The sequence below is a fragment of the Streptomyces californicus genome, from assembly GCF_000717645.1.
Classification (GTDB): domain Bacteria; phylum Actinomycetota; class Actinomycetes; order Streptomycetales; family Streptomycetaceae; genus Streptomyces; species Streptomyces californicus.
This window is the reverse complement of record NZ_JNZZ01000028.1, coordinates 35,827-57,873: the sequence shown is the minus strand read 5'-3', so window position 1 is coordinate 57,873 and position 22,047 is coordinate 35,827. Positions and strand designations below refer to the sequence as shown.

Below are 22,047 nucleotides of genomic sequence, written 5' to 3'. Positions count from 1 at the left end.
CGGCGCGTTCGGCGGCCGACGCCACGAAGCGCGGGCGCGCGCGTTCGTCACGACGAGGCGGCGGCGCGCGGCCTGACGCTACGAGGCGTCGGCGGCTGACGTCACGAGGCATCGGCCGCGCGTTCGGCGCCTGACGATCACGAGGCGTCGGCGGCGCGTTCGGCGGCCTCGGCGAGGTCTTCCTCGGTCGGCGCGTCGTCCTGGGTGAGGGCGCGCCGCCAGTAGCCGCTGAACTCGACGGCCGACTTGGGCAGTTCACGGTCCTCGACCAGGTGGCGGCGGAGCGCCCGCACGGCGGACGCCTCGCCCGCCACCCACGCGGCGTCCACCCCGTCGAGGTCCGCCCCGGCCCCCCGTACGGCCGCCACCAGCGAGCCGCCCCGGTCGCGGTGCACCCAGCGGACCTCGGCGCCGCCCGGCGGGGCGGGCAACTCCCGCTCCTCCGCCGCGTCCGCGACCTCGGCGTACACGACGGCCCCGGTCCCGGCCGGCAGCGCCTCCAGCACCGTGGCGATGGCCGGGAGCGCGGTCTCGTCCCCGGCGAGGAGCATCCGCCGGGCGGCGGGCAGCGGCCGGGCATAGAGGGAAGACGGGCCGACCATGCCGAGGACGTCGCCGGCCCGGGCCGCCGCACCCCAGCGGGAGGCGGGCCCGTCCGCGCCGTGCAGCACGAAGTCCACGGCCATCACGTTGCGTTCACGGTCGTACGAGCGGACGGTGAAGCCGCGCATCCAGGGTCGCTCCGCCTCCGGGACCGCGAGGTACGCCTCGTACCAGCGCATGCCGTACGGATCGTCGGCGCTCCGCTCCGGCAGCCGGGGCGCGGCCTGTCCGGCGCGGGGCAGGCAGAGCTTCATCTGCTGGTCCGGGCGGTCCTCCAGGAGCCCGGGCAGCTCGTCGGCGGTGAAGGAAACCCTGGCCGTCCCGGGGGTGACCCGCTCGACGCCCACGACCCGTACGTACGTGACCGGCAGCCCCTGCCCCATGGCGACCCGACCCCTCTCCCGGTGCGACTTGATACCTTACGGCGTAATGAATTACCCGCCGGACGTTACTTTACGCCGTAAGGAGTCGCAAGTGGTGGTCTTCGCCGGGCAGGGCGATCCGCGCCGCACCCTCTCCCTCCTCTGGCGCGCCGAGGCACCGCCGCCCGCCCGCACCGGCCCGGGACCCAAGCCCCGGCTGAGCGTGGACGCGATCGTGGCCGCCGCCGTGGCGATCGCGGACGAGGAGGGCATGGACGCGCTGTCGATGCGCGCGGTGGGTGACCGGCTCGGGCGCACGGCGATGGCGCTCTACACCCACGTCCCCGGCAAGAGCGAGCTGCTGGACCTGATGTACGACGCCGTCCACGCCGAACTGCCGCGCTCATACCAGGAGTCGGCCGGCTGGCGGGCGGCGCTGACCGCCTGGGCCGGAGAGGTCCTGGAGTTCTACGTCCGCCACCCCTGGGTGCTCCAGGTCTCGCAGGCGCGACCGGTGCTGGGTCCGCACGAGTACGCGGGGCTGGACACGCTGCTGGCTCTGCTGCGGGCGACCGGACTGCCGGCGGGGACTCTGCGGCGACTGGTGGGGACCCTGTTCCCGTTCGTCCGGGGCTCGGCGCAGGCGGTGGCGGACGCCCGGCGGGCAGCGGCGGCGACGGGGAGCAGCGACGAGGAGTGGTGGGCGGCGCGCTCGGCGGCCCTGCTGGAGCTGGTCCCGGATTTCGCGGAGCGCTTCCCGGCCGTGAGCGGCCTGGAGGCGGAGGCGGAGGGGGCGGTGGAGCCGTATCCGGACGAGGACCCCGGGGGCGCCGAAGCCGTGCCGTACCTGGAGCGGGAGGCCCGCGAGACGTTCCGGGCGGGGCTCGGGGTGCTGCTGGACGGGATCGAGGCGGCGCGCGTCGGCCGGACCTGACCGGGGCCGGGTCCGGCCGACGCGCTGATGCGGCGGGACGGCTACGGCTTGGGGAGCGCGCAGCCCTCACGGTCGAGGTCGATCTTGCTGGCGGCCCCGATGCACGGGACCATGGTGTACGTCTGCTGGGCGTAGTTGATGCCCTCGCGGACGGTGACCTCGCCGTTCTCGTCCACCTCGCACGGGTTGTTGTCCGTGCACTCCTGGCCGCTCTCGTTGCCGGTGTTGTTGACGGCGACCACCTTGCCGGTGGCGTCGTCGATCACCGGCGAGCCGGACGTGCCGCCGATGGTCTGGCACTCCGGGGTGTAGCGGACCGAGTCCTTCCAGGTCCACCGGCCTTCCTTGAGCTGGTGAACGAAGCCGTCGATGTCGCAGCTATAGGTGCGCTTCCAGTAGCCGGAGGCGACCGTGATGGCGGTACCCGCCGTCGGGTGGGCGGTCTCCAGCTCCAGTGCGCGGATGCCGTAGCCGTCCTCGATCTGCTGGTAGGTGGAGGTGAGTTCGTAGAGCGAGAGGTCGGTGTCGGTCATCGTGCCGTACGCGACCTTGCTCGCCTTCACCGTGCCGATGCCGCTGCCCGAGGCGTTGAGCAGGGTGAAGGTCCGGGACGACGGCTGGTCGACGACGACCTCGCCGGGGCCGGGGAAGCCGGACTCCAGGCAGTGCCCGTTGGAGAGTACGAGGGCGGGGTCGGTGGGGGCGGCGTCGGGCGAACGGACCACGGAGCCCGAGCAGTTGCTGAGGGCCACGGTCCCGGCGAAGGTCACGGCCTTCGCCTTGGGGGCGGCTGCGGCCGCGCCCGGCACGGCGGTCGGAGAGTCGACGGCGGGTGCTGCGGCTGCGGCCGGAACCGCGCTCGCGTTCCCGGCGGATTCGGCTGCGGTGACGGGCGCGGCGCCGGCTCCGAGGAGCAGGGCGGCAAGAAACGCACCGGCGAGAGGCTTGTTCATGTGGGGGGTACCTCCGGTGATGCCATGGGCCGGAGATCTTCCGGCTTTTGACATGCGCATGTTGGCGCAGATGTCCGGCCATCACAAGGGGCTGATTCCGGCCGCGCGGGGCGCGGCCGGCCCTACCGCTGCCCGTACCCGAGACCCACCACGGGCTCGGGCACGCCCGCGTCCGCGTGGGCCCCCGCGCCCTCACCGGTTCTCGCGCCCGCGCTCTCGCCCGAACCCGAACCCGCCGTGCCCGCACCGGCTTCCGCACCCGGATCCGCGGCCTCACCCTGGCCCGGGGCCTCGCCCGTACCCCGGTAGATGTGGTCGCGCCCCCACTGCCCCAGCGGCTCCAGGGCGGCGTTCAGCGAGAGGCCCAGCGGCGTGAGCGAATACTCCACGCGCGGCGGCACTTCGGCGTACACCTCGCGGTGCACGATGCCGTCGTCCTCCAGCTCCCGCAGGTGCGAGCTGAGCACCTTCTCCGTCACCCCGGGCACCGCCCGGCGCAACTCACCGAAGCGGCAGGTCCGTTCGTTCAACGCCCACAGGATGAGCACCTTCCACTTGCCGCCGATCACGTCCATCGCCGCGTCGATCCCGCAGACGAAAGCCCCCGGCCGCCGTACGATCCGCATCGCCCGCCCCTCCCACCTGGTCACTCACCACGAGGTAACCACCCACTCCATAGTGCGTACTTGTCGCCCCTCGCGCCGTCGACCAGCCTAATCGCCATGCCTGACACCACCGTTGACTCCACGTCCCCCGCTCCTCTCACCCTGCTCGGCCTCGGCGCGATGGGCGCCGCTCTCGCCCGTACCTGGCTCGCCGCCGGCCACCGGCTGACCGTCTGGAACCGCAGCCCCGGCCGTACCGCCGAACTCGCCGCAGCGGGCGCGCGGGTGGCCGCCACGGCGGCGGAGGCGGTGGCCGCGAGCCCGCTCGTCGTCACCTGCCTCCTGGACGACGCCTCGGTCCGCGAGGCGCTGGCCGACGCCGATCTCGGCGGCAGGGACCTGGTCGACCTCACCACCTCCACCCCGGCCGAATCGCGCTCCCGGGCGGCGTGGGCGAGCGGGCGCGGCGCCCGCTTCCTGGACGGCGGGATCATGGCGGTGCCGCCGATGGTCGGGGTGCCGGAGGCGGGCGGCTACGTCTTCTACAGCGGCTCCCGCGAGGTCTTCGACGCCCACCGCGAGGTGCTGGCCGTACCCGCCGCCACCCGGTACGTCGGCGCCGACCCGGGACTCGCCGCGCTCCAGGACGTGGCGCTGCTCAGCGCGATGACCGCCATGTTCGCCGGGGCCCGGCACGCGGCGGCGCTGGTGGCGGAGGCGGGGATCGACCAGAAGGCGTTCGGCGCCCTGGTGGCGGAGTGGCTGACGGCGATGGCCCCGTCGACGGCGGCGTACGCGGGCGGCCCGGCGCCCGAGGACCCCACCAGCGCGGCCGTGGCGGAGGCCGGGGACGCGGCGCTGCTCCGTACGGCCCGGGAGCAGGGCGTGGACACGGCGCTGCTGATCGCGTCGTCGGGGGCGATGGAGGGCGTCTGACGGAACGGATGCGGCGGGGCCGGGCAGGACCGTTCGGCCGTGCCGGACCGGGCAGGGCCGGGCCGGGCGGTCGGACCCGGTCAGCAGGCTTCCGCCGCCGCGGTCTCCTTCGCGTACGTCGCCGCCTGGAGCAGCGACAGGCCGGGCTCGGCCTGGCGGAGGGTCTTGATGGCCTCCACGGAGTCCGCCGGGCCCGTGTACCCGGAGGAGTCCAGCCGTTGGCGCACCCACCGGCAGCGCAGTTCCGCCTCCGGTCGCGCGGCGGACCGCTCGGCCAGGGCGAGGGCGCGCTCCAGTCCGGGGCGCTCGGTCTCCCCGGCCGTCTCCAGCGCGCGCCGCAGGTCCGCGACGACGTCGGGGGCGTCGCGGACGACGAGGACGGCGAGGGGCTGGGGCTTCCGGAACATGCTCATGGGGGCACTGTTACCCGGGCCTGGCCGGCTCGCACGCGAGTTGAGCAAGATCTGAGCCCGTCGGTCGGTCAGCACCCGTCCGCCCAGGGGCCGGACCGCACCTCCCCGGCCGCCGCTCTCCGCCCGGCACACCTCCCCGGCGCGCATCCCGGCCCACGCCCCTCGGTCCACGCCCCTCGGTCCACTCACCCCGGTCCACTCACCCCGGTCCGCGCTCCTCCGTCGCAGGCCCCCGGTCCAGCGACCGAGCCCCCGCCCGCCGATGTCGGCCCCCGGTCGGAGGCGCGCCCGCACCCCGGCTGCGTACGGTCGGCGTATGACACTCGACCTCGACGCCTACTTCGCCCGTATCGGCTGGACCGGTGAACCCCGCCCCACGCTGGAGGTGCTGCGGTCCGTGCTCCGCGCCCACCTGCTCGGCATCCCGTTCGAGAATCTGGACCCGGTCCTCGGCTCCGCCCCGTCGCTCGCGCTCGACGATCTGGAGGCCAAGCTCGTCCGCGGCCGGCGCGGCGGGTACTGCTACGAGCACAACACCCTCTTCTCCGCCGTGCTGCGGCAGATCGGCTTCACCGTGACCCCGCTGGCCGCCCGGGTGGTGGTGGGCGCCGCGCCGGGCGACATCCGTCCCCGTACGCACATGCTCATGCGGGTGGACGTGGCCGGGGAGCCGCACCCGTATCTGGCGGACGTCGGATTCGGCGCGATCGGCTCACTGCTGGAACCGATCGAACTGGTGGAGGGCGCCGAGCTGTTCGACACGCCCCGCCACCACCGCCTCGTCCACGTGCCGCACACCGGCCCGCTGCCGATGTGGGAGCTGCAGGTGGAGAAGGGCGGGGCGTGGGAGCCGCAGTACACGTTCACCCTGGAGCCGTACGAGGCCCCGGACTACGAGGTGATCAACTGGTTCATCGCGACGTACCCGCGCTCCCCGTTCCGCCAGGCCGTGTACGCGCAGCGCACCCGCGTCGGCAGCCATCTCGCGCTGGCGGGGCTCGACCTGGTGGAGACGGCGGACGACGGCACGATCACGGAGCGGGTGCTGAAGGACGGCGACGAGGCGCTGCGGGTCCTGGCGGACGACTTCGGCATCCAGCTCCCGGAGGGCACCCGCCTCCCGGAGTGAGGGCGGGGTGAGGGGCGGAACGGAGGAACCGCCGACCAGCCGCCGCCTCGGTCCCCGGCCCCGGCCCCGGCGGGACCGTGCCGTACGGAGAACCCGCCGCACCGCGCCGCCCCGGCGGCCGGAAGCCTCCCCCGCGCCCCGACCCCGCGTGGCGCATCTCACCCGGTGCGGCCGCCCACACCGCTCACGCCGCCATTCCAAGCCGCGACGCCGCCCCGACCGGGCCATCCCACGGTCCGGGGCGGCGACGGGCATGACGATGGAAGACGGCCGGGGAACGGTCCGCGCCCCCGGCCGGGTACAACCGGAGCAATCCCCGCGCACCCCGCGAAACGCCGCCGTAAGCTCGCGGACATGCAGGTCATCCAGTCCACGAAGCTCGCCAATGTCTGTTACGAGATCCGGGGTCCCGTGCTGGAGGAGGCGATGCGGCTGGAAGCGGCCGGTCAGCGCATCCTCAAGCTCAACACGGGCAACCCCGCCGCGTTCGGGTTCGAATGCCCGCCGGAGATCCTGGAAGACATCCTGCGCAACGTGGCGGGCGCACACGGCTACGGCGACGCGAAGGGCCTGCTGTCGGCGCGCCGCGCGGTGATGCAGCACTACCAGACCAAGGGCATCGACCTGGACGTCGAGGACGTCTACCTCGGCAACGGCGTCTCCGAGCTGATCCAGATGTCGATGCAGGCCCTGCTCAACGATGGTGACGAGGTGCTCGTCCCGGCCCCCGACTACCCGCTGTGGACCGCCTCGGTGTCGCTCGCGGGCGGAACGGCCGTGCACTACCGCTGCGACGAGCAGGCCGACTGGATGCCGGACCTCGCGGACATCGAGCGGAAGATCACCGACCGCACCAAGGCCCTGGTGATCATCAACCCGAACAACCCGACCGGCGCGGTGTACGACGACGAGATGCTGCGCGGGCTCACCGAGATCGCCCGGCGGCACAACCTGATCGTCTGCTCCGACGAGATCTACGACCGGATCCTGTACGACGGCGCGACCCACACCCCGACGGCGGCGCTCGCCCCGGACCTCATGGTGCTGACGTTCAACGGGCTCTCGAAGAACTACCGGGTGGCCGGCTACCGCTCCGGCTGGATGGCCGTCTGCGGCCCGAAGGCGCACGCCTCCTCGTACATCGAGGGGCTGACGATCCTCGCCAACATGCGGCTCTGCGCCAACATGCCGTCGCAGCACGCGGTGGCCACCGCGCTCGGCGGGCGGCAGTCGATCGAGGACCTGGTGCTGCCCGGCGGCCGGATCCTGGAGCAGCGGGACACGGCGTACGAGCTGCTGACCTCGATCCCCGGGGTGACCTGTGTGAAGCCGAAGGGGGCGCTGTACCTCTTCCCCCGGCTCGACCCGGCGGTCTACAAGATCAAGGACGACCGGCAGATGGTGCTGGACCTGCTGCGCGCCGAGAAGATCATGGTCGTGCAGGGCACCGGCTTCAACTGGCCGGAACCCGATCACTTCCGGATCGTCACGCTGCCGACGGTCGAGGATCTGACCGACGCCGTGACCAGGATCGGAAACTTCCTGGACGGGTACGGGCAGCCGTAGCCACCGGGCGTTTTCCGGCCACCCCTCCCGCCCACCGCCGATCGCCTCCCGCCATCCGGGCCGACCCCGTCCCGGATGACACACAACTTTAGACTCGTTCCAATGTAGGATGGTTCCCACGCACCATCGGGAGGCCATCCATGTACGAGCCGATCCGCAGCCCCTCGGTCCACACGCAGGCCGACGACGCGGACTTTCCGCACCGCAGCCGCGAGGAGGAGCTGGACATCCAGCTCGCCGGGCACCTGGCCGCCCTTCTCGCGGTCACCGACGAACTGGGCCTCTCCGCGGCCGGCGACCGCGTCGCCGAGCAGGTGGCCCGGTTGCGCGGCGCCCCGCCCGCCCGGCACGCCGGTCTGACCGACGCCGCCCCGGCGCAGCTCCACCGCCGCGCCCACGCCCTCGCGGGCCGCGCGCTCCTGGTGGCCGCGTCCCGGGCCGACACCACCGCGGCCATCCTCTCCGCCGAACGGATGGACGCCCACACGGCGGCGCTCGCCGCCCTCGCCGACGCCGCCCCCTCCGGGGAGCTGGTCGGCGCCCACTGACGGCCCCGGTCCGCATGCCGCGCAGCGCGTGCGGACCGGGCGCCACGGAACTCGGCACGCCCCCGGGAAGACGAAGCGGCCCCCGGAACCGTGAGGGGGTTCCGGGGGCCGGGAGGGTTGTCCTTGGTCGGGGACGGCCCTCCGGGGGCTGCCGGCGACGACGACAGGCCCCGTACCGCGGCGGATCGTTCGGCCCCACAGGTCAGGGCGGATGTCCGATGGACCCGGCCGCGGGGTTCGGTGGGGATCCGGGGATGCCCGGCGGACCTCGACGGCCCCGCCGGACGCCCCCGGGTCCGGGGGCCGGGATCAGCCCAGGCGCTCGACCAGCGCGTGGTACTCGTCCCACAGCTCCTTGGGCGTGTGGTCGCCGAAGGTGTTGAGGTGCTCGGGGACCAGGGCGGCCTCCTCGCGCCAGACCTCCTTGTCGACCGTGAGGAGGAAGTCGAGGTCGGCCTCGGCCAGGTCCAGGCCCTCGGTGTCGAGCGCGCCCTTGGCCGGCAGGACGCCGATCGGGGTCTCGACGCCCTCGGCCTTGCCCTCCAGGCGCTCCACGATCCACTTGAGGACGCGGCCGTTCTCGCCGAAGCCGGGCCAGACGAACTTGCCCGCGTCGTTCTTGCGGAACCAGTTGACGTAGTAGATCTTCGGCAGCTTGGCCTGGTCCTTGTCGGCGCCGACCTTGACCCAGTGGTTCATGTAGTCGCCCATGTTGTAGCCGCAGAACGGCAGCATGGCGAACGGGTCGCGGCGCAGCTCGCCGACCTTGCCCTCGGCGGCGGCGGTCTTCTCGGAGGCGACGTTGGCCCCGAGGAAGACGCCGTGCTGCCAGTCGAAGGACTCGGTGACCAGCGGGACGGCGGAGGCGCGGCGGCCGCCGAAGAGGATCGCGGAGATCGGGACGCCCTTGGGGTCCTCCCACTCGGGCGCGATGATCGGGCACTGTCCGGCGGGGACGGTGAAGCGGGCGTTGGGGTGGGCGGCGGGCGTGCCGGACTCGGGGGTCCAGTCGTTGCCCTTCCAGTCCGTGAGGTGCGCGGGCTGCTCCTCGGTCATCCCCTCCCACCAGACGTCGCCGTCGTCGGTGAGCGCGACGTTGGTGAAGACGGAGTTGCCCCACATGGTCTTCATGGCGTTGGCGTTGGTGTGCTCGCCGGTGCCGGGCGCGACGCCGAAGAAGCCGGCCTCGGGGTTGATCGCGTAGAGGCGGCCGTCCTCGCCGAACCGCATCCAGGCGATGTCGTCGCCGATGGTCTCCACGGTCCAGCCGGGGATGGTGGGCTCCAGCATGGCGAGGTTGGTCTTGCCGCACGCCGACGGGAACGCGGCGGCGACGTACTTGGCCCCACCGCGCGGCGGCGTGAGCTTCAGGATGAGCATGTGCTCGGCCAGCCAGCCCTCGTCGCGGGCCATGACGGAGGCGATGCGCAGGGCGTAGCACTTCTTGCCGAGCAGGGCGTTGCCGCCGTAGCCGGAGCCGTACGACCAGATCTCGCGGTCCTCGGGGAAGTGCGAGATGTACTTCGTGGTGTTGCACGGCCACGGGACGTCCTCCTGGCCCTCTTCCAGGGGGGCGCCGAGGGTGTGGACGGCCTTGACGAAGAAGCCGTCCTCGCCCAGCTCGTCCAGGACCGCCTGGCCCATGCGGGTCATGGTGCGCATGGAGACGGCGACGTACGCGGAGTCGGTGATCTCGACGCCGATCGCGGAGAGCGGCGAGCCGACGGGGCCCATGCAGAAGGGCACGACGTACATGGTGCGACCGCGCATGGAGCCGCGGAAGATGCCGTCCTCACCGGTGAAGACGTCCCGCATCTCGGCGGGGTCCTTCCAGTGGTTGGTGGGGCCGGCGTCCTTCTCCTTCTTGGAGCAGATGTACGTACGGTCCTCGACGCGGGCGACGTCGCTCGGGTCGGACGCGGCGTAGTACGAGTTGGGCCGCTTGATCTCGTCCAGCTTGGTGAACGTCCCCTTGGCGACGAGCTCCCCGCACAGGCGCTCGTACTCGGCCTCGGAGCCGTCGCACCAGACCACCCGGTCCGGCTGGGTGATGGCTGCGATCTCGTCGACCCAGGAGATCAGCTCCTGGTGGGTGGTGGGGACAGTGAGGGGAGCCGCGATGTCGCGCGCCACGATCGCTCCTTGTTGAGGGTGTCAGTTGTTGGGCCCCGTGGGGGCTGCGACCCGGATGCTTCGTACCCTTCGAAATCCCCTGGCGCTCATCCGGTGCCGACTGCACTCATTTGATCATCCAGCTCTTCCGCCCATATGTCCAGGGGGCCGCACACGTGAGCATCGCCACTCGTTTCCGCCCCATATCCGCTACCTACGGAGGCGTAGGTACCATGCGGGACATGACTGACGTTGCCGCTGACGCCGCGCCCCGTGACGCCGCGACCCCGGGGCCTGTCGTCCTCGACCCCACCCCCGTCAAACCGCGGATGCGCGGCTGGCTGCACGCCGGCATGTTCCCCGCGGTCGTGATCGCCGGCGTCACCCTGATCGCGCTGACCGACAGCACGACGGGCCGGATCGCCTGCGCCGTCTACACGCTGAGCGCGTGTCTGCTGTTCGGCGTCAGCGCGCTCTACCACCGCGGTACGTGGGGACCGCGCGGCGAGGCGGTGCTCCGCCGCCTGGACCACGCGAACATCTTCCTGATCATCGCGGGCACCTACACCCCGCTGACGCTGCTCCTGCTCCCCGAGTCCACCGGCCGCCCGCTGCTGTGGGCGGTGTGGGGGGCCGCGGCGGCGGGCATCGCGTTCCGGGTGTTCTGGGTGGGCGCGCCGCGCTGGCTCTACACGCCGTGCTACATCGCGATGGGCTGGGCGGCGGTCTTCTTCCTGCCGGACTTCATGCGCACGGGCGGCATCGCGGTGCTGGTCCTGGTGATCGTCGGCGGAGTGCTCTACAGCGCGGGCGGCGTGATCTACGGCATCAAGAAGCCGAACCCGTCGCCGCGGTGGTTCGGCTTCCACGAGGTCTTCCACTCGCTGACGCTGGCCGCGTTCATAGCGCACTACGTGGGCATCTCGCTGGTGGCGTACCAGCACGGGTGAGCGCTGGGGCGCGCGGGCGTCTCGGCCTGCGGTCCCCGGGCGCACGGGGGCTGGGGGCGCGCGACCGTCCCGGCATACGGTCCCCGGGCGTACGGGCGCACGGTCCCCGGGCGTACACGGGCATCCGGGCCACGGGCCTGCGGGCTCACGGAGCTCCGGGCGCACGGGCCCACCGGCCTCTGGGCTCACGGACCTCCGGGCATCCGGGCATCCGGGCATCAGACTGACGCACGAGGGGCCGGTCGTCGCACACGACGACCGGCCCCTCACTCCTGTTCCGGCACTGTTCCGACACCGCTACGGCATCGCCACGGCGCGGGCTCAGCCCCCGGCCGGGCCCGCCAGCGCGGCCGCCAACTCCCCGGCGTTTGTGGTCGGCGCGGAACACACGAAGTGCCGGCAGACGTACGCGGTCGGCTGACCGCCCACCAGCGGCCGGTCCACCAGCAGCGGGAACTCGGCCCCCGCCCCCGGCCCCTCGCCGGCCGCGACCACCGCGCCGGGGGCCCGGCCGAGCAGCGCCGTACGGTGCAACTCCCCGCCCACGGGCCCGGCCACGGCGACTTCGCGGGGCCCGTCCAGCAGCGCCTCGGCCACCGCGAGCCCCCAGCCGACGAACCGGGGGACGCGCGGCCCCAGCGCCTTCACCACGCCGAGCGCGCCCTCGGCTGCGGTGCGGTGGGGCTCGGACCCGGTGTACGCGGCGTACGAGAGCAGCGCCCCGGCCGCTGCGGTCCACCCGGACGGGGTGGCGCTGTCGGTCGGGTCCTGCGGCCGGCGGATGAGCTGCTCGGCGTCGTGGGCGGTGTCGTACAACTGGCCGCCCTCCCCGGTGAACTGCTCCAGCACGATGTCCAGCAGGAACCCGGCGAACTCCAGCCAGGCCCCCTCCCCCGTCACCGCCGCCAGCGCGAGGAACCCCTCGGCGACGTCTCCGTAGTCCTCCAGCACCCCGGCGTTGTCCCCGGCGCGCCCGTCCTTGGAGGTGCGGGTCAGCCGGGCCACCTCGCCCAGGTGCACGCGAACGAGCAGATCGGCGGCCTCGGTGGCCCGCTCCACGAGGTCCGGCCGGTCGAAGTAGGCGCCGGTCTCGGCGAGGGCGGCGACGGCCAGCCCGTTCCAGGCGGCGACGACCTTGTCGTCCCGCCCCGGGCGCGGCCGCTGTTCACGGGCCGCCAGCAGCCGGGCGCGTACGTCCGCGACCCGGTCGGCGTCGACGGGCCCGGCGTCACCCGGCAACCGGAGCACGGAGGCGCCCTCCTCGAAGGTGCCGTCCTCGGTGACCCCGTAGTACGCGGCGGCGAAGGCGGCGTCGTCCTCGCCGAGCACCTCCCGCAATTGCGCGGGCGTCCACACGTAGTAGGCGCCCTCGACGTGCCGGCCGTCCGCGTCCTCGCTGTCGGCGTCCAGCGCTGAGGCGAACCCGCCCTCGGCGGTGCGCAGCTCCCGCACCATGAAGTCGGCGGTCTCCAGGGCGATCCGCCGGGCCTCGTCCGACCCGGTGGCCCGCCACAGATGGGCGTAGACGCGGCACAGCAGGGCGTTGTCGTAGAGCATCTTCTCGAAGTGCGGGACGATCCACTCCCGGTCCACGGAGTACCGCGCGAACCCGCCGCCGAGCTGGTCGTAGATCCCGCCCCGGGCCATCGCCGCACAGGTGTCGGCGGCCATCTGGAGCGCGCCCTCGGACCCGGTACGGGCGTAGTGCCGCAGCAGGAACTCGACCGCCATGGACGGCGGGAACTTCGGCGCGCCCCCGAACCCGCCGTGCTGCTCGTCGTACTCCCGGGTCAGCCCGAGCAGCGCCTGGGCGACCTCGGACTCCCCCGGCACCCCGTCGCCCCCGTGGACCAGCGACCGCCCCGCGAGATCGGCGACGATCCGCCCGGCCACCTCGGCGACCTCGTCCCGCCGGTCCTTCCAGGCCGCCGCCACCCCCTCCAGCACCTGCCGGAACGAGGGCGACCCGTGCCGCGCCTCGGGCGGGAAGTAGGTCCCGAAGTAGAACGGTTCCCCGTCCGCCGTGAGGAAGACGGTCATCGGCCACCCCCCGTGCCCGGTGGCCGCCTGCACGGCCTCCATGTACACGGCGTCGACGTCGGGCCGCTCTTCCCGATCGACCTTGACGGACACGAAATGCTCGTTCATGTACGCGGCGGTCGCATCGTCCTCGAAGGACTCGTGCGCCATGACGTGGCACCAGTGGCACGAGGCGTAACCGACGCTGAGCAGCACCGGAACGTCCCGCCTTCTGGCCTCCTCGAACGCCTCGGGCGACCAGGGCCACCAGTCGACGGGGTTGTCCGCGTGCTGGAGGAGGTACGGGGAGCTGGTCTGCGCAAGTCGGTTGGCCATACACCCCATCCTTGCGCACCCTCCCCCACGACAGCCGTGCGCCACGGGCGGGGTGGGAAGGTGCAGGCGGGACTGGCCCGTACCTTGGCCAACGCCCTGGACGCCGCCGCGGGCCCGGACTGGAACGCCGACACGGACTTCGACGTCCGCCTGCAGGATGTTCCGCTCACCAACCGCCGCCCTGACGTCATCGTCTACCGCGCCGAGACAATCGACCTCACCCCTACCCGTCCCGAGCACGTGCTGCTGGTCGTCGAGGTCGTGCCGCCTGGCTCGGAGACCACGGACCGGATCGTGAAGGTCGACCAGTACGCCAAGGCCGGCATCCCCTTCTACTGGCGCATTGAACAGGCCGCCACCGGTGTCCCAATCGTGTACACCTACGTCCTCGACCCCGTCACCAAGGCTTACCGGGACGGCGAGATCTTCACCGGCACCGTGAAAGCCACCGCCTCCTTCTCGATCACAGTCGATCTTGGGGTCATGTAAAAAGCCACTCCGCTTCCCACGTCTGGTTCGCCTCCGTGCGGCCCTGGGCACGGCCCGCGTTCCGGACCCGTGTCAGGCCTGAACTCCGACCGCTACGACTGGCCGAATCTCGGAGCTGAAGCAGACAAGGCGACCTAGCCGGGCGGCGACGGCTGTCAGTGCCTGCATCTGGTGCGCGGTGTCTCCCGTCACCATCACCGGGGCCGCAGCCTCGTCCCCGGCGTGGGCGAGGGCCTGGGCCACTGCGTTGGCCAGATCGGGGGCAGCTCCGGTGGGCAGCAGTCGGGCCGCCACCCGGGCGTGACGGGTGCCCGGGTCGTCGTGTCCGGCGGGGGAACAGCCGAGGGAGAGTGCCGCCAGGCACCGACCACCAGCGAGCCGCCAAGGCGACCACGGACTCGTTGCCGACGCCACCGCAGGACGACGCCTTGGAGCCCGGCCCATTCGGACGTGCCGAGCTCCATGCCTGGTACGGCTCGCCGAAGTACGTCGTCGCCGACCCGAGGTCAGGAGCGCTCATCTCCGGAGAGGCCCACCGCCACAGCCCGAGCCCATCGCCCCATAAGTGAGTGCGTATCGCTCGCGCGGAGATCAAAGGGACCCTCACGGTCACCGACCCCAGGGCCTTCGTCGCGGGCATCGCCCAAGGCATCCGCCACGCGCGCGTACAGCTGCGGGCTGATTCTCGTACGCTGAACCATGGCGAGAACGGCACGAGCCGTACGGCTCGACGTCCTGGAACAGCAGCCTGGGTGTCGGCAGCACCGGACCCGCCGTGTGCTCAGGCTTGCGGCTGAACAGTTTTGAGCATCTGCAGAGCGACCTGGATCTCCTTGACCGCACTGATGCGGTCATCGTCACTCGTGTGGAAGTGCATGGTCTCGTTACGGATCTTTCGAACCCGGTCCATGCGTTCGGCGAAGCTCTGCTGCGGGAACTGCCAACCCGTTGCCCGCCAAACGTCATCCCGCTTGAGCAAGGTGATGTAGTCAGCAAAGTTCATGCCTTGCTCGGCGAGCTTGACGATCTTTGCGGGATCGCCGGGGAGGCCGTATTCACCGTGGATCTCCTTCACCTGCATCAGAGCCTTCTTGAGCGCTCGACGCAGGCGCAGTTCCAGCTCTTGGATGAGGGCGTACGGGCGCAGCTCCTGATCGAATCTGTGAGCCAGGTCGTGGCCGGTCACGATCCCGGAGAGGCTGCCGTCGGGATTGAGTACGAATACGCAACCGTGGTCGGCTACGTCCGCCAGGCAGTCCACCATGGGCTCGTCAGTACGTATGGAACGGACCTTCAACACGGCAGCATCTTCGACCAGCGCGGTGGCAGGGCGGTTGGTCGCACCAATTTCCCGCCAGCTGATGGAGCCGCGCAAGTGGCCGTCGTCGTCGAGGACCGGGAGCTGGTCATACGCGTTCTCGGACAGAAGTTCCACGGCGCGGCTGAGCGGGTCGGTAAGCCTGACGGTCTTCAATTCACTGCGCGCCGAGGGCAACCTCCCCACGGTCACCAGCACAGACGCCGGTCGAGCCGACTCCTCCTCTTCACCGCTCTCGCCCTCTCCGGCTCCATCAGGGATCAGGTTGACATCGGCGACAACCGAGGAGCCAGGATCCTCGTCGGCCAGGAGATCCGCCTCAGAGTCATTTCCTGCTTCCGGCTCCAGTTCCAGGTCTGCGGTCTCTTCGCCCGACGACTTCCGTTCAGCCTCCGGGGCCATCCCGATGGGAACGACGCGGACCATGTGGTCGATCGATGGAACCTCGGTGACGGGAGGGACAACCGCGAGACCGAGATCGTCCAAGTCCCGGCGAATGGTGGCGATGGCCTTGCCCGAGCGACTGACGAAGTCCCAGATGCTGAGCAGATCACGTACAGCCAGTCTGACCGTCTCGCCCGCCGGGGCCTGGGCCACCTTGTCGGCCAACTCGGCGGGTCCCCCCCCCAACAATCGGAGGTCAGCCGGAGCATCAGGATTTCCCGGATCGGAGTTCCCCGCCGCAATCTCAGTGAGACGCTTCACGGCATCGAGGCGGCGCAACTCGCTCACTGTGAGCAGGGAGCCAAGCGTCGCACGCAGGTCGGCGCGAAGATCCGAACGCGGCACATCGGTGCGCTTCCACGTGACAGTACGTACATGCCGAAGTCCCGGAGCAGCCTCCGCACGAAACTGATAATCGCCCGTGAGGCATCCGATGGCGATGTCGCCCGCCTTGAGTGGCAGGACGATCAGGTCCCCGGGCGACATGACGGCGCGGAAACGCCACAGTTGTCCGCGCCAGTTGCCGAGCACGCGGGGGTTTTCACGGGGATACGCCTTGGCAAGCTCGGCCTTGAGGTCTCCCGGCGTCTGACAGCCCGACAGGTCACCGACCTCGGGCCAGCCGGCAATCGTCAAGTTCTCGGAGAGGGAGACAGCCTCCCTCTTGTCATCCGATCCGGCGCGCACCATCCAGGCCCGCACAGCGCCCACGTTGTCCCCCCGAACCTGTCGTAACTGAATATCGACGTGCAATTCGTCGAGCCTAGCCCGGGCTTCCCGATCATGAAACGCGGGTCATCACTCGGCTCACAACAGCCGTACGCATGTACAGCCCTCGCGGTGCAATAGAGCTGTCCTGCACTTTGAGCATGAAGTCGACCCGCGCTGGACCCACCGAGAACATCTCCGTGTCCATGCCCACCGAGCTCGTCAGCGAGCTCCGCTCTCGAACAGGCCGCTGCGGCCTGTTCAGCTGCATGACCGAGGCTGTCAGGCACCAGCTCGCCATGGACGGGCTCGCGGAGCCCGTGTTCGGGTTCGGATTCCCGTACCCGAACTCGGGTGCATACCTCACAGTATCGAAGACCACACGCTCCGTAACATGAGAGACATGTCTCTCACGGTCCGTCGCAGGCGCGTCCCGTTCCGCGCCGTCGCACTCGCCCTCACCCTCGCCGCTCTCCCCGCCATGACCACCGGCACCGGGACGCCCGGGAACTCCGCGTCCGGAAGCCCGTCGTTGGAGGGCCTGTGGCAGAGCACCGGATACGGCACCGTCGTCTCGGTCGGCGAACGCCGCCTGCGCACCTACGAGACGACGCGCGTCAGTTGCCTGCCCGGCAGACTGGAAGCCGAGCGGAGCGGCTCGTCGCGGGCAGACGGTGCCGTGGATTTCACGCCGGCTGACAGCGAGGAGGCCGGGCGCATCACTCTGACTCCGGGCTCTGACGACAGCGGCGATGTCATCAGGCTCCGCTTCGCGGACAACGCGGGATTCCGCACCCTGCACCGCGTCCACGAGCTTCCCGAGAGGTGCGGCCACAAACCGCCCACGGACCCTCGCGCCGTCTTCGACACCTTCTGGCAGACGTATGCGGAGAACTACCCCTCGTTCCCCGCAAAGGGCGTCGACTGGGCCGCCGTACGCGACCGGTACCGCCCCGCCATCACCGCCGACACCACCGATGCCGAACTGTTCGGCGTTCTCGAAGACATGATCAAGCCGCTGCACGACGCCCACACCTCCATCGTTGCGGGCAGGAAGCAGCGCTTCGTGGGCCGTCGAGCAGACACGGAGGCGCCCACGTCCGACACCGTCACGAAGATCGAGAAGGCGACGGCCGCGAGCGTGGGCACGCCCCAACAACGCTGGGGGCTGGGCGCCATCGGCTACGCGGACCTTCCCGGCCGCATCGGCTATCTGCGCATCACCCGTTTCGCCGACTTCACCGAGGACGGTGACTACGCCAGGGACCGGGCCGAACTCGACAAGGCTCTCGACGCCGTCTTCACCGAACCGCGCACACATGGCTCCAAGGCGCTGCGCGCACTCGTCATCGACCTGCGTTTCAACGGCGGCGGATCCGACCCCCTCGGGCTGCGCATCGCCTCCAGGCTCACCGCCCGCGCGTACACCGCCTACACGAAGCAAGCCCGCGACAACACCGTGGCCGCAGAGCGGTTCACCTCAGCGCAACCGATCGAGGTGAGCCCCCGGACGGGCGATCCCGTCTACACCGGCCCGCTCGCCGTCCTCACCGGCCGCCTGACCGTCAGTGCGGGCGAGACCTTCACCCAGGCCCTCATGAACCGCAGCCCGGCCCCCGTCCGTATCGGTGAGAACACCCAAGGAGCCTTCTCCGACACCATGGACCGTGTCCTGCCCAACGGCTGGACCTTCACCCTGCCCAATGAGAGGTACCTCGCCTCGAACGGCAGGGCCTTCGACGGGACCGGTATCGCACCCACCATCCGCGTGCCTGTCTTCACCGACGAGGACTTCGCGGCTCGCCGCGACGGCGCGCTCGCCCGGGCCCGCGAGCTTTTCGGCTGAGGCAGGCATGCGCGTCCGTCTGTGTGCCGCATGCTTCGACCGCCGACAAGCCGCGCGGTCGGGACGAAGGCCGCTGCCTCGCGGGCGCCACCGGCCCGGTCCTCGCCGCGGCGGGGCGGGGGCTGACGCACCTGCCCGAGCAGGCGCCTACCCGGGCTGCCCGGGAGAAGGGCGCAGGTCTTCCAGCCTGTGCAAGATCAGGCCGGAGGCCGGCTTCGGGCCGAAGGAGGTCGACTTCCGCGGCATCGTGATGCCTCGGCGCGCCAGGTCGTGGACCACGTCTTCGCGTACCGGGTGCATCAGCACGGCGGTGGCGCCGTGAAGCTCGGCCTGTGCCACCGCCGTCTCCGCGTCGTGGATGTACGCGATGGAGTCGGCGACATCCGGGATGCGCCACACCTGGGCCAGGAGGGTTTCGTGCAGCACCGCGGCATCCAGAGCGCGCCAGTCAGCCGGACGGTCCTGCCGCATCGTACGGGCGAGAAGCGCTGGGTCCGGGCTGTCGAGGAGGTAATAGGAACCGTCGCCCGCGAGCAGGAAGGCGTTGCCGGTGGAGGCGGCTTTCGCCAGGGCCGACATGGCCCGGGCAAGGGAGGAGTCCATGCGCCGGACGCGGAAGGAGTCCGCCACCGCGTCCAGCGCCTCGGAGACCGGAAGCCGATGGAGGAGCCGGTGGATCGCGTTGACCTGGAGGGGGTACAGCGCCGTGTCCACGAGGAGAACGAGCCCGTAGTCCCAGTGGCTGGGCGTAGCGGCCTGCTCCCGCTGCAGTCGGAGGTACGTGGCCCATCGGTGGTGGCCGTCGGCGATGAGAGCCTGATGGCCGGCGATGTGATCGGCCACTTCGCTCACATCGGCCGGGTCGGTCAGCGACCACAGGCGATGGTGGAAGCCGTCCTCCGTGGTGGTGGCGAGCAGGGGAGGACCGGCTGTCGCCCGCTCGACGACGGAGGTGGCTCCAGTCCGTCCGACGGTGCCCCGGTAGCTGAGCAGCAGGGGTTCGAGCTGGGCGGCGGTGGCCCGCACCAGGGCCGCCCGTTCCTCAAGGACGTGCACGATGACGTCCTCGTGGGGAAGAACGATCCCCTCCTCGGGCGGGGAGAGCTCCAGGGCGCCGATGACGCCGCGCTGCACAACGTCGCCACGCGCTTGCTCGTACACGTACAGGGCCGGTTCGGCGTCGGAGGCGAGGATGCCTTCGGCGAGCCACGCGCGCAGCGTCCCCGACGCCTGCTGGCGGCGGTCCTCGGCCGTGCCCGCCTGCGGGAGGATCAGGCGGACGATGCTGTACGGATGCGCGGGCGCCTGCTCGTCACGCCGGACCGCGCCGTCGAGCGGTGGCGAGGTCACGGCTGCCAGGCCGCCGACTTCCTCCGGGACGTAGCGGACTCCGCGCAGCGGGAGCAGCCTCAGACCGCGGGTCCCTGACCGCGGCGCGGGGTCGTCCTTTCCGGGAAGGAGATCAAGCACGGTCGTTCACCTGACGCCGGTCGTGGCACCGGGCGGGCGACGGGACGGCCTCGTCCGCTCGAAGACGTCCGCCAGACGGAACAGAACGGATTCGCTGAACGCCTTTCCGGTAAAGGTGATTCCGACGGGCAAGCCCTCCGTCCAGCCAGCCGGGACACTGATGGCGGGGTAACCGGCAAGACCGGGCACGAGCGCGGCTCCGTGCGGATCGGGATCGCCCTCGACGGGGTCGATCGGCCACGGCGGCGGGCAGGTGGGCATGACCAGCGCGTCGAGTCGGTGCTCGTCCATGACGGCGTCGATGCCTTCCGCCCGTGCCTTTCTCCGCACGGTGGCCAACGCGTCGCGGTAGCCGGGGTCGTCGAGGTCGGCGTCGTGTGCGGCCAGCATCTCCAGGATGTCCTGCTCGTACAGCTCCAGTTCGACCGCGGCATTCGCCCGGTTGGCCTCCACCAAGGCGGCGATGGAACGCGGGTGGCTGCCGGGTGTCCGGGCGAGGTACTGCCCCAAGCCGTGGGCGGTCTCGTTCACCACGACGCGGCCGAAGGACGGATCGGTGGTCAACTCCTCCGCTCCCGGGATGTTCGTGTCCTCGACGATGACCGCGCCGAGCCCGCTCAGGGTTTCCAGAGCGGTCTCCGCGACCGCGTCGGCCGCTTCGCTGTAGCCGAAGAACATCTTTCGAGGCACACCGATGCGCACACCGCGCAGGTCCGTGGCACCGAGGAAGCTCAGGTAGTCGAGCACGGGCACGCCGTCCGTCGCGGCGTCGAGCGGGTCGGGCCCGGCCATCACGGAGAGGACTTCCGCGGCGTCGGCGACAGAACGCGCCAGAGGTCCGATCGAGTCGAAGCTGGGGATACCGGGAATCATGCCCGCCCGGCTGGTGAGTCCGGTGGTCGGCTTCACACCGACAAGGCAGTTCGCGGCGGCGGGCCCCAGGATCGACCCGATGGTCTCGGTGCCGACCGCCACGGCGCACAGGTTCGCCGAGGCGCCCACCGCCGAGCCCGAACTCGAACCGTGCGGCGATCGCGTCGGGTCGTACGGATTGCGCGTCTGGCCGCCCCGGGCACTCCAGCCCGCGGGCCCGAGAATCCACGACGTCTTGTTCGCCTTGCCCAGCAGCACGGCTCCGGCGGCTCGCAGCCGTGCCACGACGGTGGCGTCGCGGTCCGGCCGGGAGCCGAGCATGACCGTCGAGCCGCTCGTGGTGTGCATGCGGTCGGCCGTGTCCAGGTTGTCCTTGAGGAGGACCGGGATGCCGTGCAGCGGACCACGGACCGGGCCGGCGTCCAGCCGGGCGGCCTCCGCCTCGGCATCCGGATTGACCTCGATGACCGCGCACAGTTCGTCGTTGAAGCGCTCGATGCGGTCCAGATACCAGCGGGTCAGCTCAAGGGCGGTGAGGCTCCCGTCGCCGAGCGCCTTCCGCAGTTGAGCCACTGTCGCCTCGGTCGGATCAAGCACAGGAGACCTCCGGCAGAGAGAAGAGCTCACGAAGCAGTGCTGCCTCGTGGTCGGCCAGGTAGAAGTGGCCCCCGGGAAACCGGTGCGCCGTGAAGGGGCCCGTGGTGACCTCGGCCCAGGCGTCGACGTCGTCCGCCCGGCTGTCGGTATCGTCCTCGCCGTAGAACGCGCGCACCGGGCAGCCGAGCAGGCTCGGGCGGGCCGCACGGTAGTTCTGTACGAGTGTGAAGTCCGCCCGGATCGGCGGCAGGACGAGGTCGCGCAGCTCGGGGTCCTCGAAGAGCTGGGCGTCGTATCCGCCCAGCCGTTTGACCTCCTCGATGAGCGCTGCGTCGCTGAGTCCAGCGCTTGCGTCGCCTCGGCGGGCCGATCCGGGGCGCGCCGAACTCCGTCGTGAGGGCGGCACTTGGCCGGAGACGAGCAACGCGCGCACCGGTATCCGCTGCGCCACCTCGTAGGCGATCCACGCGCCCATGCTGTGCCCGAACAGGACGAGCGGCCGGTCGCGCAGGGGTGTGAGTGCCTCCGTGACCGCCTCCACCATGGGCTCCATCCGTTCGAGACAGGGCTCGGCCACCCGGTCCTGTCGCCCTGGATAGCGCACGACGAGCACCTCGACGTCGGAGGGCAGCGAGGCGGGCCAGGTACGGAACGCGCTGGGGCCCCCTCCGGCATGCGCGAAACAGACCAGGCGGACCCGAGGCTGGTCCACCGGGCGGTATCTCCTCAACCAGGTGCTCGTCTGCTGAGCGGCAATCATGGCACGCCTCCGAATATGCGTTCGAATGGAGGGTCACGGCACGGCCCGGACGCTCCCCGCCGCTCATGGAGACGCG

General features: G+C 71.3%; 18 protein-coding genes. 8 read left to right on the top strand and 10 right to left on the bottom strand.

Annotated elements, in window-relative coordinates; all coding sequences use genetic code 11:
- Positions 1-137 precede the first annotated feature (137 nt).
- Positions 138-986: a siderophore-interacting protein gene (locus IF19_RS0129340; protein WP_030115252.1), complete on the bottom strand. Its 849-nt coding sequence runs from the start codon at positions 984-986 to the stop codon at positions 138-140.
- A 91-nt stretch (positions 987-1,077) separates the two neighbouring features.
- Between IF19_RS0129340 and IF19_RS0129335 the strand changes: the two genes are divergently transcribed.
- Positions 1,078-1,899: a TetR/AcrR family transcriptional regulator gene (locus IF19_RS0129335; protein WP_030115251.1), complete on the top strand. Its 822-nt coding sequence runs from the start codon at positions 1,078-1,080 to the stop codon at positions 1,897-1,899.
- Positions 1,900-1,940: 41 nt separating this feature from the next.
- On the opposite strand, the gene IF19_RS0129330 is transcribed toward IF19_RS0129335, so the two are convergent.
- Together IF19_RS0129330 and IF19_RS0129325 are read right to left on the bottom strand one after the other, a co-directional pair.
- The gene (locus tag IF19_RS0129330; RefSeq protein WP_030115250.1) at positions 1,941-2,852 is read right to left on the bottom strand and encodes a S1 family peptidase; all 912 of its coding nucleotides are present in this window, start codon (positions 2,850-2,852) and stop codon (positions 1,941-1,943) included.
- A 122-nt stretch (positions 2,853-2,974) separates the two neighbouring features.
- On the bottom strand, positions 2,975-3,478 hold the full coding sequence (locus IF19_RS0129325; protein ID WP_030115249.1) for a winged helix-turn-helix transcriptional regulator: 504 nt from the start codon (positions 3,476-3,478) through the stop codon (positions 2,975-2,977).
- A 96-nt stretch (positions 3,479-3,574) separates the two neighbouring features.
- Between IF19_RS0129325 and IF19_RS0129320 the strand changes: the two genes are divergently transcribed.
- Positions 3,575-4,393 (top strand): NAD(P)-dependent oxidoreductase, encoded by an 819-nt coding sequence (locus tag IF19_RS0129320; protein WP_030277744.1) that lies wholly within the window; start codon positions 3,575-3,577, stop codon positions 4,391-4,393.
- 80 nt (positions 4,394-4,473) lie between these two features.
- Here IF19_RS0129320 and IF19_RS0129315 read toward each other — a convergent pair whose 3' ends face one another.
- The gene (locus IF19_RS0129315; RefSeq protein WP_030115247.1) at positions 4,474-4,806 is read right to left on the bottom strand and encodes a hypothetical protein; all 333 of its coding nucleotides are present in this window, start codon (positions 4,804-4,806) and stop codon (positions 4,474-4,476) included.
- A 316-nt stretch (positions 4,807-5,122) separates the two neighbouring features.
- Between IF19_RS0129315 and IF19_RS0129310 the strand changes: the two genes are divergently transcribed.
- The 3 genes from IF19_RS0129310 to IF19_RS0129300 all read left to right on the top strand — a co-directional run bounded on the left by IF19_RS0129310 (position 5,123) and on the right by IF19_RS0129300 (position 8,049).
- Complete coding sequence (locus IF19_RS0129310; RefSeq protein WP_030115246.1) at positions 5,123-5,935, top strand: arylamine N-acetyltransferase family protein; 813 nt, start codon at positions 5,123-5,125, stop codon at positions 5,933-5,935.
- 354 nt (positions 5,936-6,289) lie between these two features.
- Positions 6,290-7,501, top strand: coding sequence for a pyridoxal phosphate-dependent aminotransferase (locus IF19_RS0129305; RefSeq protein ID WP_030115245.1), 1,212 nt, complete (start codon positions 6,290-6,292; stop codon positions 7,499-7,501).
- 140 nt (positions 7,502-7,641) lie between these two features.
- Positions 7,642-8,049, top strand: a complete 408-nt coding sequence (locus tag IF19_RS0129300) for an SCO4983 family protein (RefSeq protein ID WP_030115244.1) — start codon at positions 7,642-7,644, stop codon at positions 8,047-8,049.
- 309 nt (positions 8,050-8,358) lie between these two features.
- On the opposite strand, the gene IF19_RS0129295 is transcribed toward IF19_RS0129300, so the two are convergent.
- Positions 8,359-10,182: a phosphoenolpyruvate carboxykinase (GTP) gene (locus tag IF19_RS0129295; RefSeq protein ID WP_030115243.1), complete on the bottom strand. Its 1,824-nt coding sequence runs from the start codon at positions 10,180-10,182 to the stop codon at positions 8,359-8,361.
- A gap of 212 nt (positions 10,183-10,394) precedes the next feature.
- On the opposite strand from IF19_RS0129295, the gene trhA reads away from it, so the two are divergent.
- Complete coding sequence (trhA, locus tag IF19_RS0129290; RefSeq protein WP_170757318.1) at positions 10,395-11,111, top strand: PAQR family membrane homeostasis protein TrhA; 717 nt, start codon at positions 10,395-10,397, stop codon at positions 11,109-11,111.
- 321 nt (positions 11,112-11,432) lie between these two features.
- Here trhA and IF19_RS0129285 read toward each other — a convergent pair whose 3' ends face one another.
- Positions 11,433-13,466, bottom strand: coding sequence for a thioredoxin domain-containing protein (locus IF19_RS0129285; protein WP_030115241.1), 2,034 nt, complete (start codon positions 13,464-13,466; stop codon positions 11,433-11,435).
- On the opposite strand from IF19_RS0129285, the gene IF19_RS0129280 reads away from it, so the two are divergent.
- Positions 13,419-13,955: a Uma2 family endonuclease gene (locus tag IF19_RS0129280; protein WP_267882452.1), complete on the top strand. Its 537-nt coding sequence runs from the start codon at positions 13,419-13,421 to the stop codon at positions 13,953-13,955. The two genes, IF19_RS0129285 and IF19_RS0129280, sit on opposite strands and share 48 nt — an antisense overlap.
- A gap of 781 nt (positions 13,956-14,736) precedes the next feature.
- Here IF19_RS0129280 and IF19_RS1000000135550 read toward each other — a convergent pair.
- Positions 14,737-16,470, bottom strand: a complete 1,734-nt coding sequence (locus IF19_RS1000000135550) for a CBS domain-containing protein (protein WP_136975157.1) — start codon at positions 16,468-16,470, stop codon at positions 14,737-14,739.
- A 358-nt stretch (positions 16,471-16,828) separates the two neighbouring features.
- Between IF19_RS1000000135550 and IF19_RS0129260 the strand changes: the two genes are divergently transcribed.
- Positions 16,829-18,271 (top strand): S41 family peptidase, encoded by a 1,443-nt coding sequence (locus IF19_RS0129260; RefSeq protein ID WP_030115238.1) that lies wholly within the window; start codon positions 16,829-16,831, stop codon positions 18,269-18,271.
- Between the two features lie 147 nt (positions 18,272-18,418).
- Here the strand turns inward: IF19_RS0129260 and IF19_RS0129255 are convergent, their stop codons facing one another.
- Genes IF19_RS0129255 through IF19_RS1000000136575 form a run of 3 tightly spaced genes read right to left on the bottom strand, consistent with a single transcriptional unit; the run spans position 18,419 to position 21,923 of the window.
- Positions 18,419-19,741 (bottom strand): DUF1015 family protein, encoded by a 1,323-nt coding sequence (locus IF19_RS0129255; protein WP_030115237.1) that lies wholly within the window; start codon positions 19,739-19,741, stop codon positions 18,419-18,421.
- Positions 19,742-19,747: 6 nt separating this feature from the next.
- Complete coding sequence (locus IF19_RS0129250) at positions 19,748-21,211, bottom strand: amidase family protein (protein WP_032748479.1); 1,464 nt, start codon at positions 21,209-21,211, stop codon at positions 19,748-19,750.
- Entirely contained in the window at positions 21,204-21,923 is a 720-nt protein-coding gene (locus IF19_RS1000000136575) for a thioesterase II family protein (RefSeq protein WP_050495281.1), read from the bottom strand. Before IF19_RS1000000136575 ends, IF19_RS0129250 begins: the two co-directional genes overlap by 8 nt.
- Positions 21,924-22,047 lie beyond the last annotated feature (124 nt).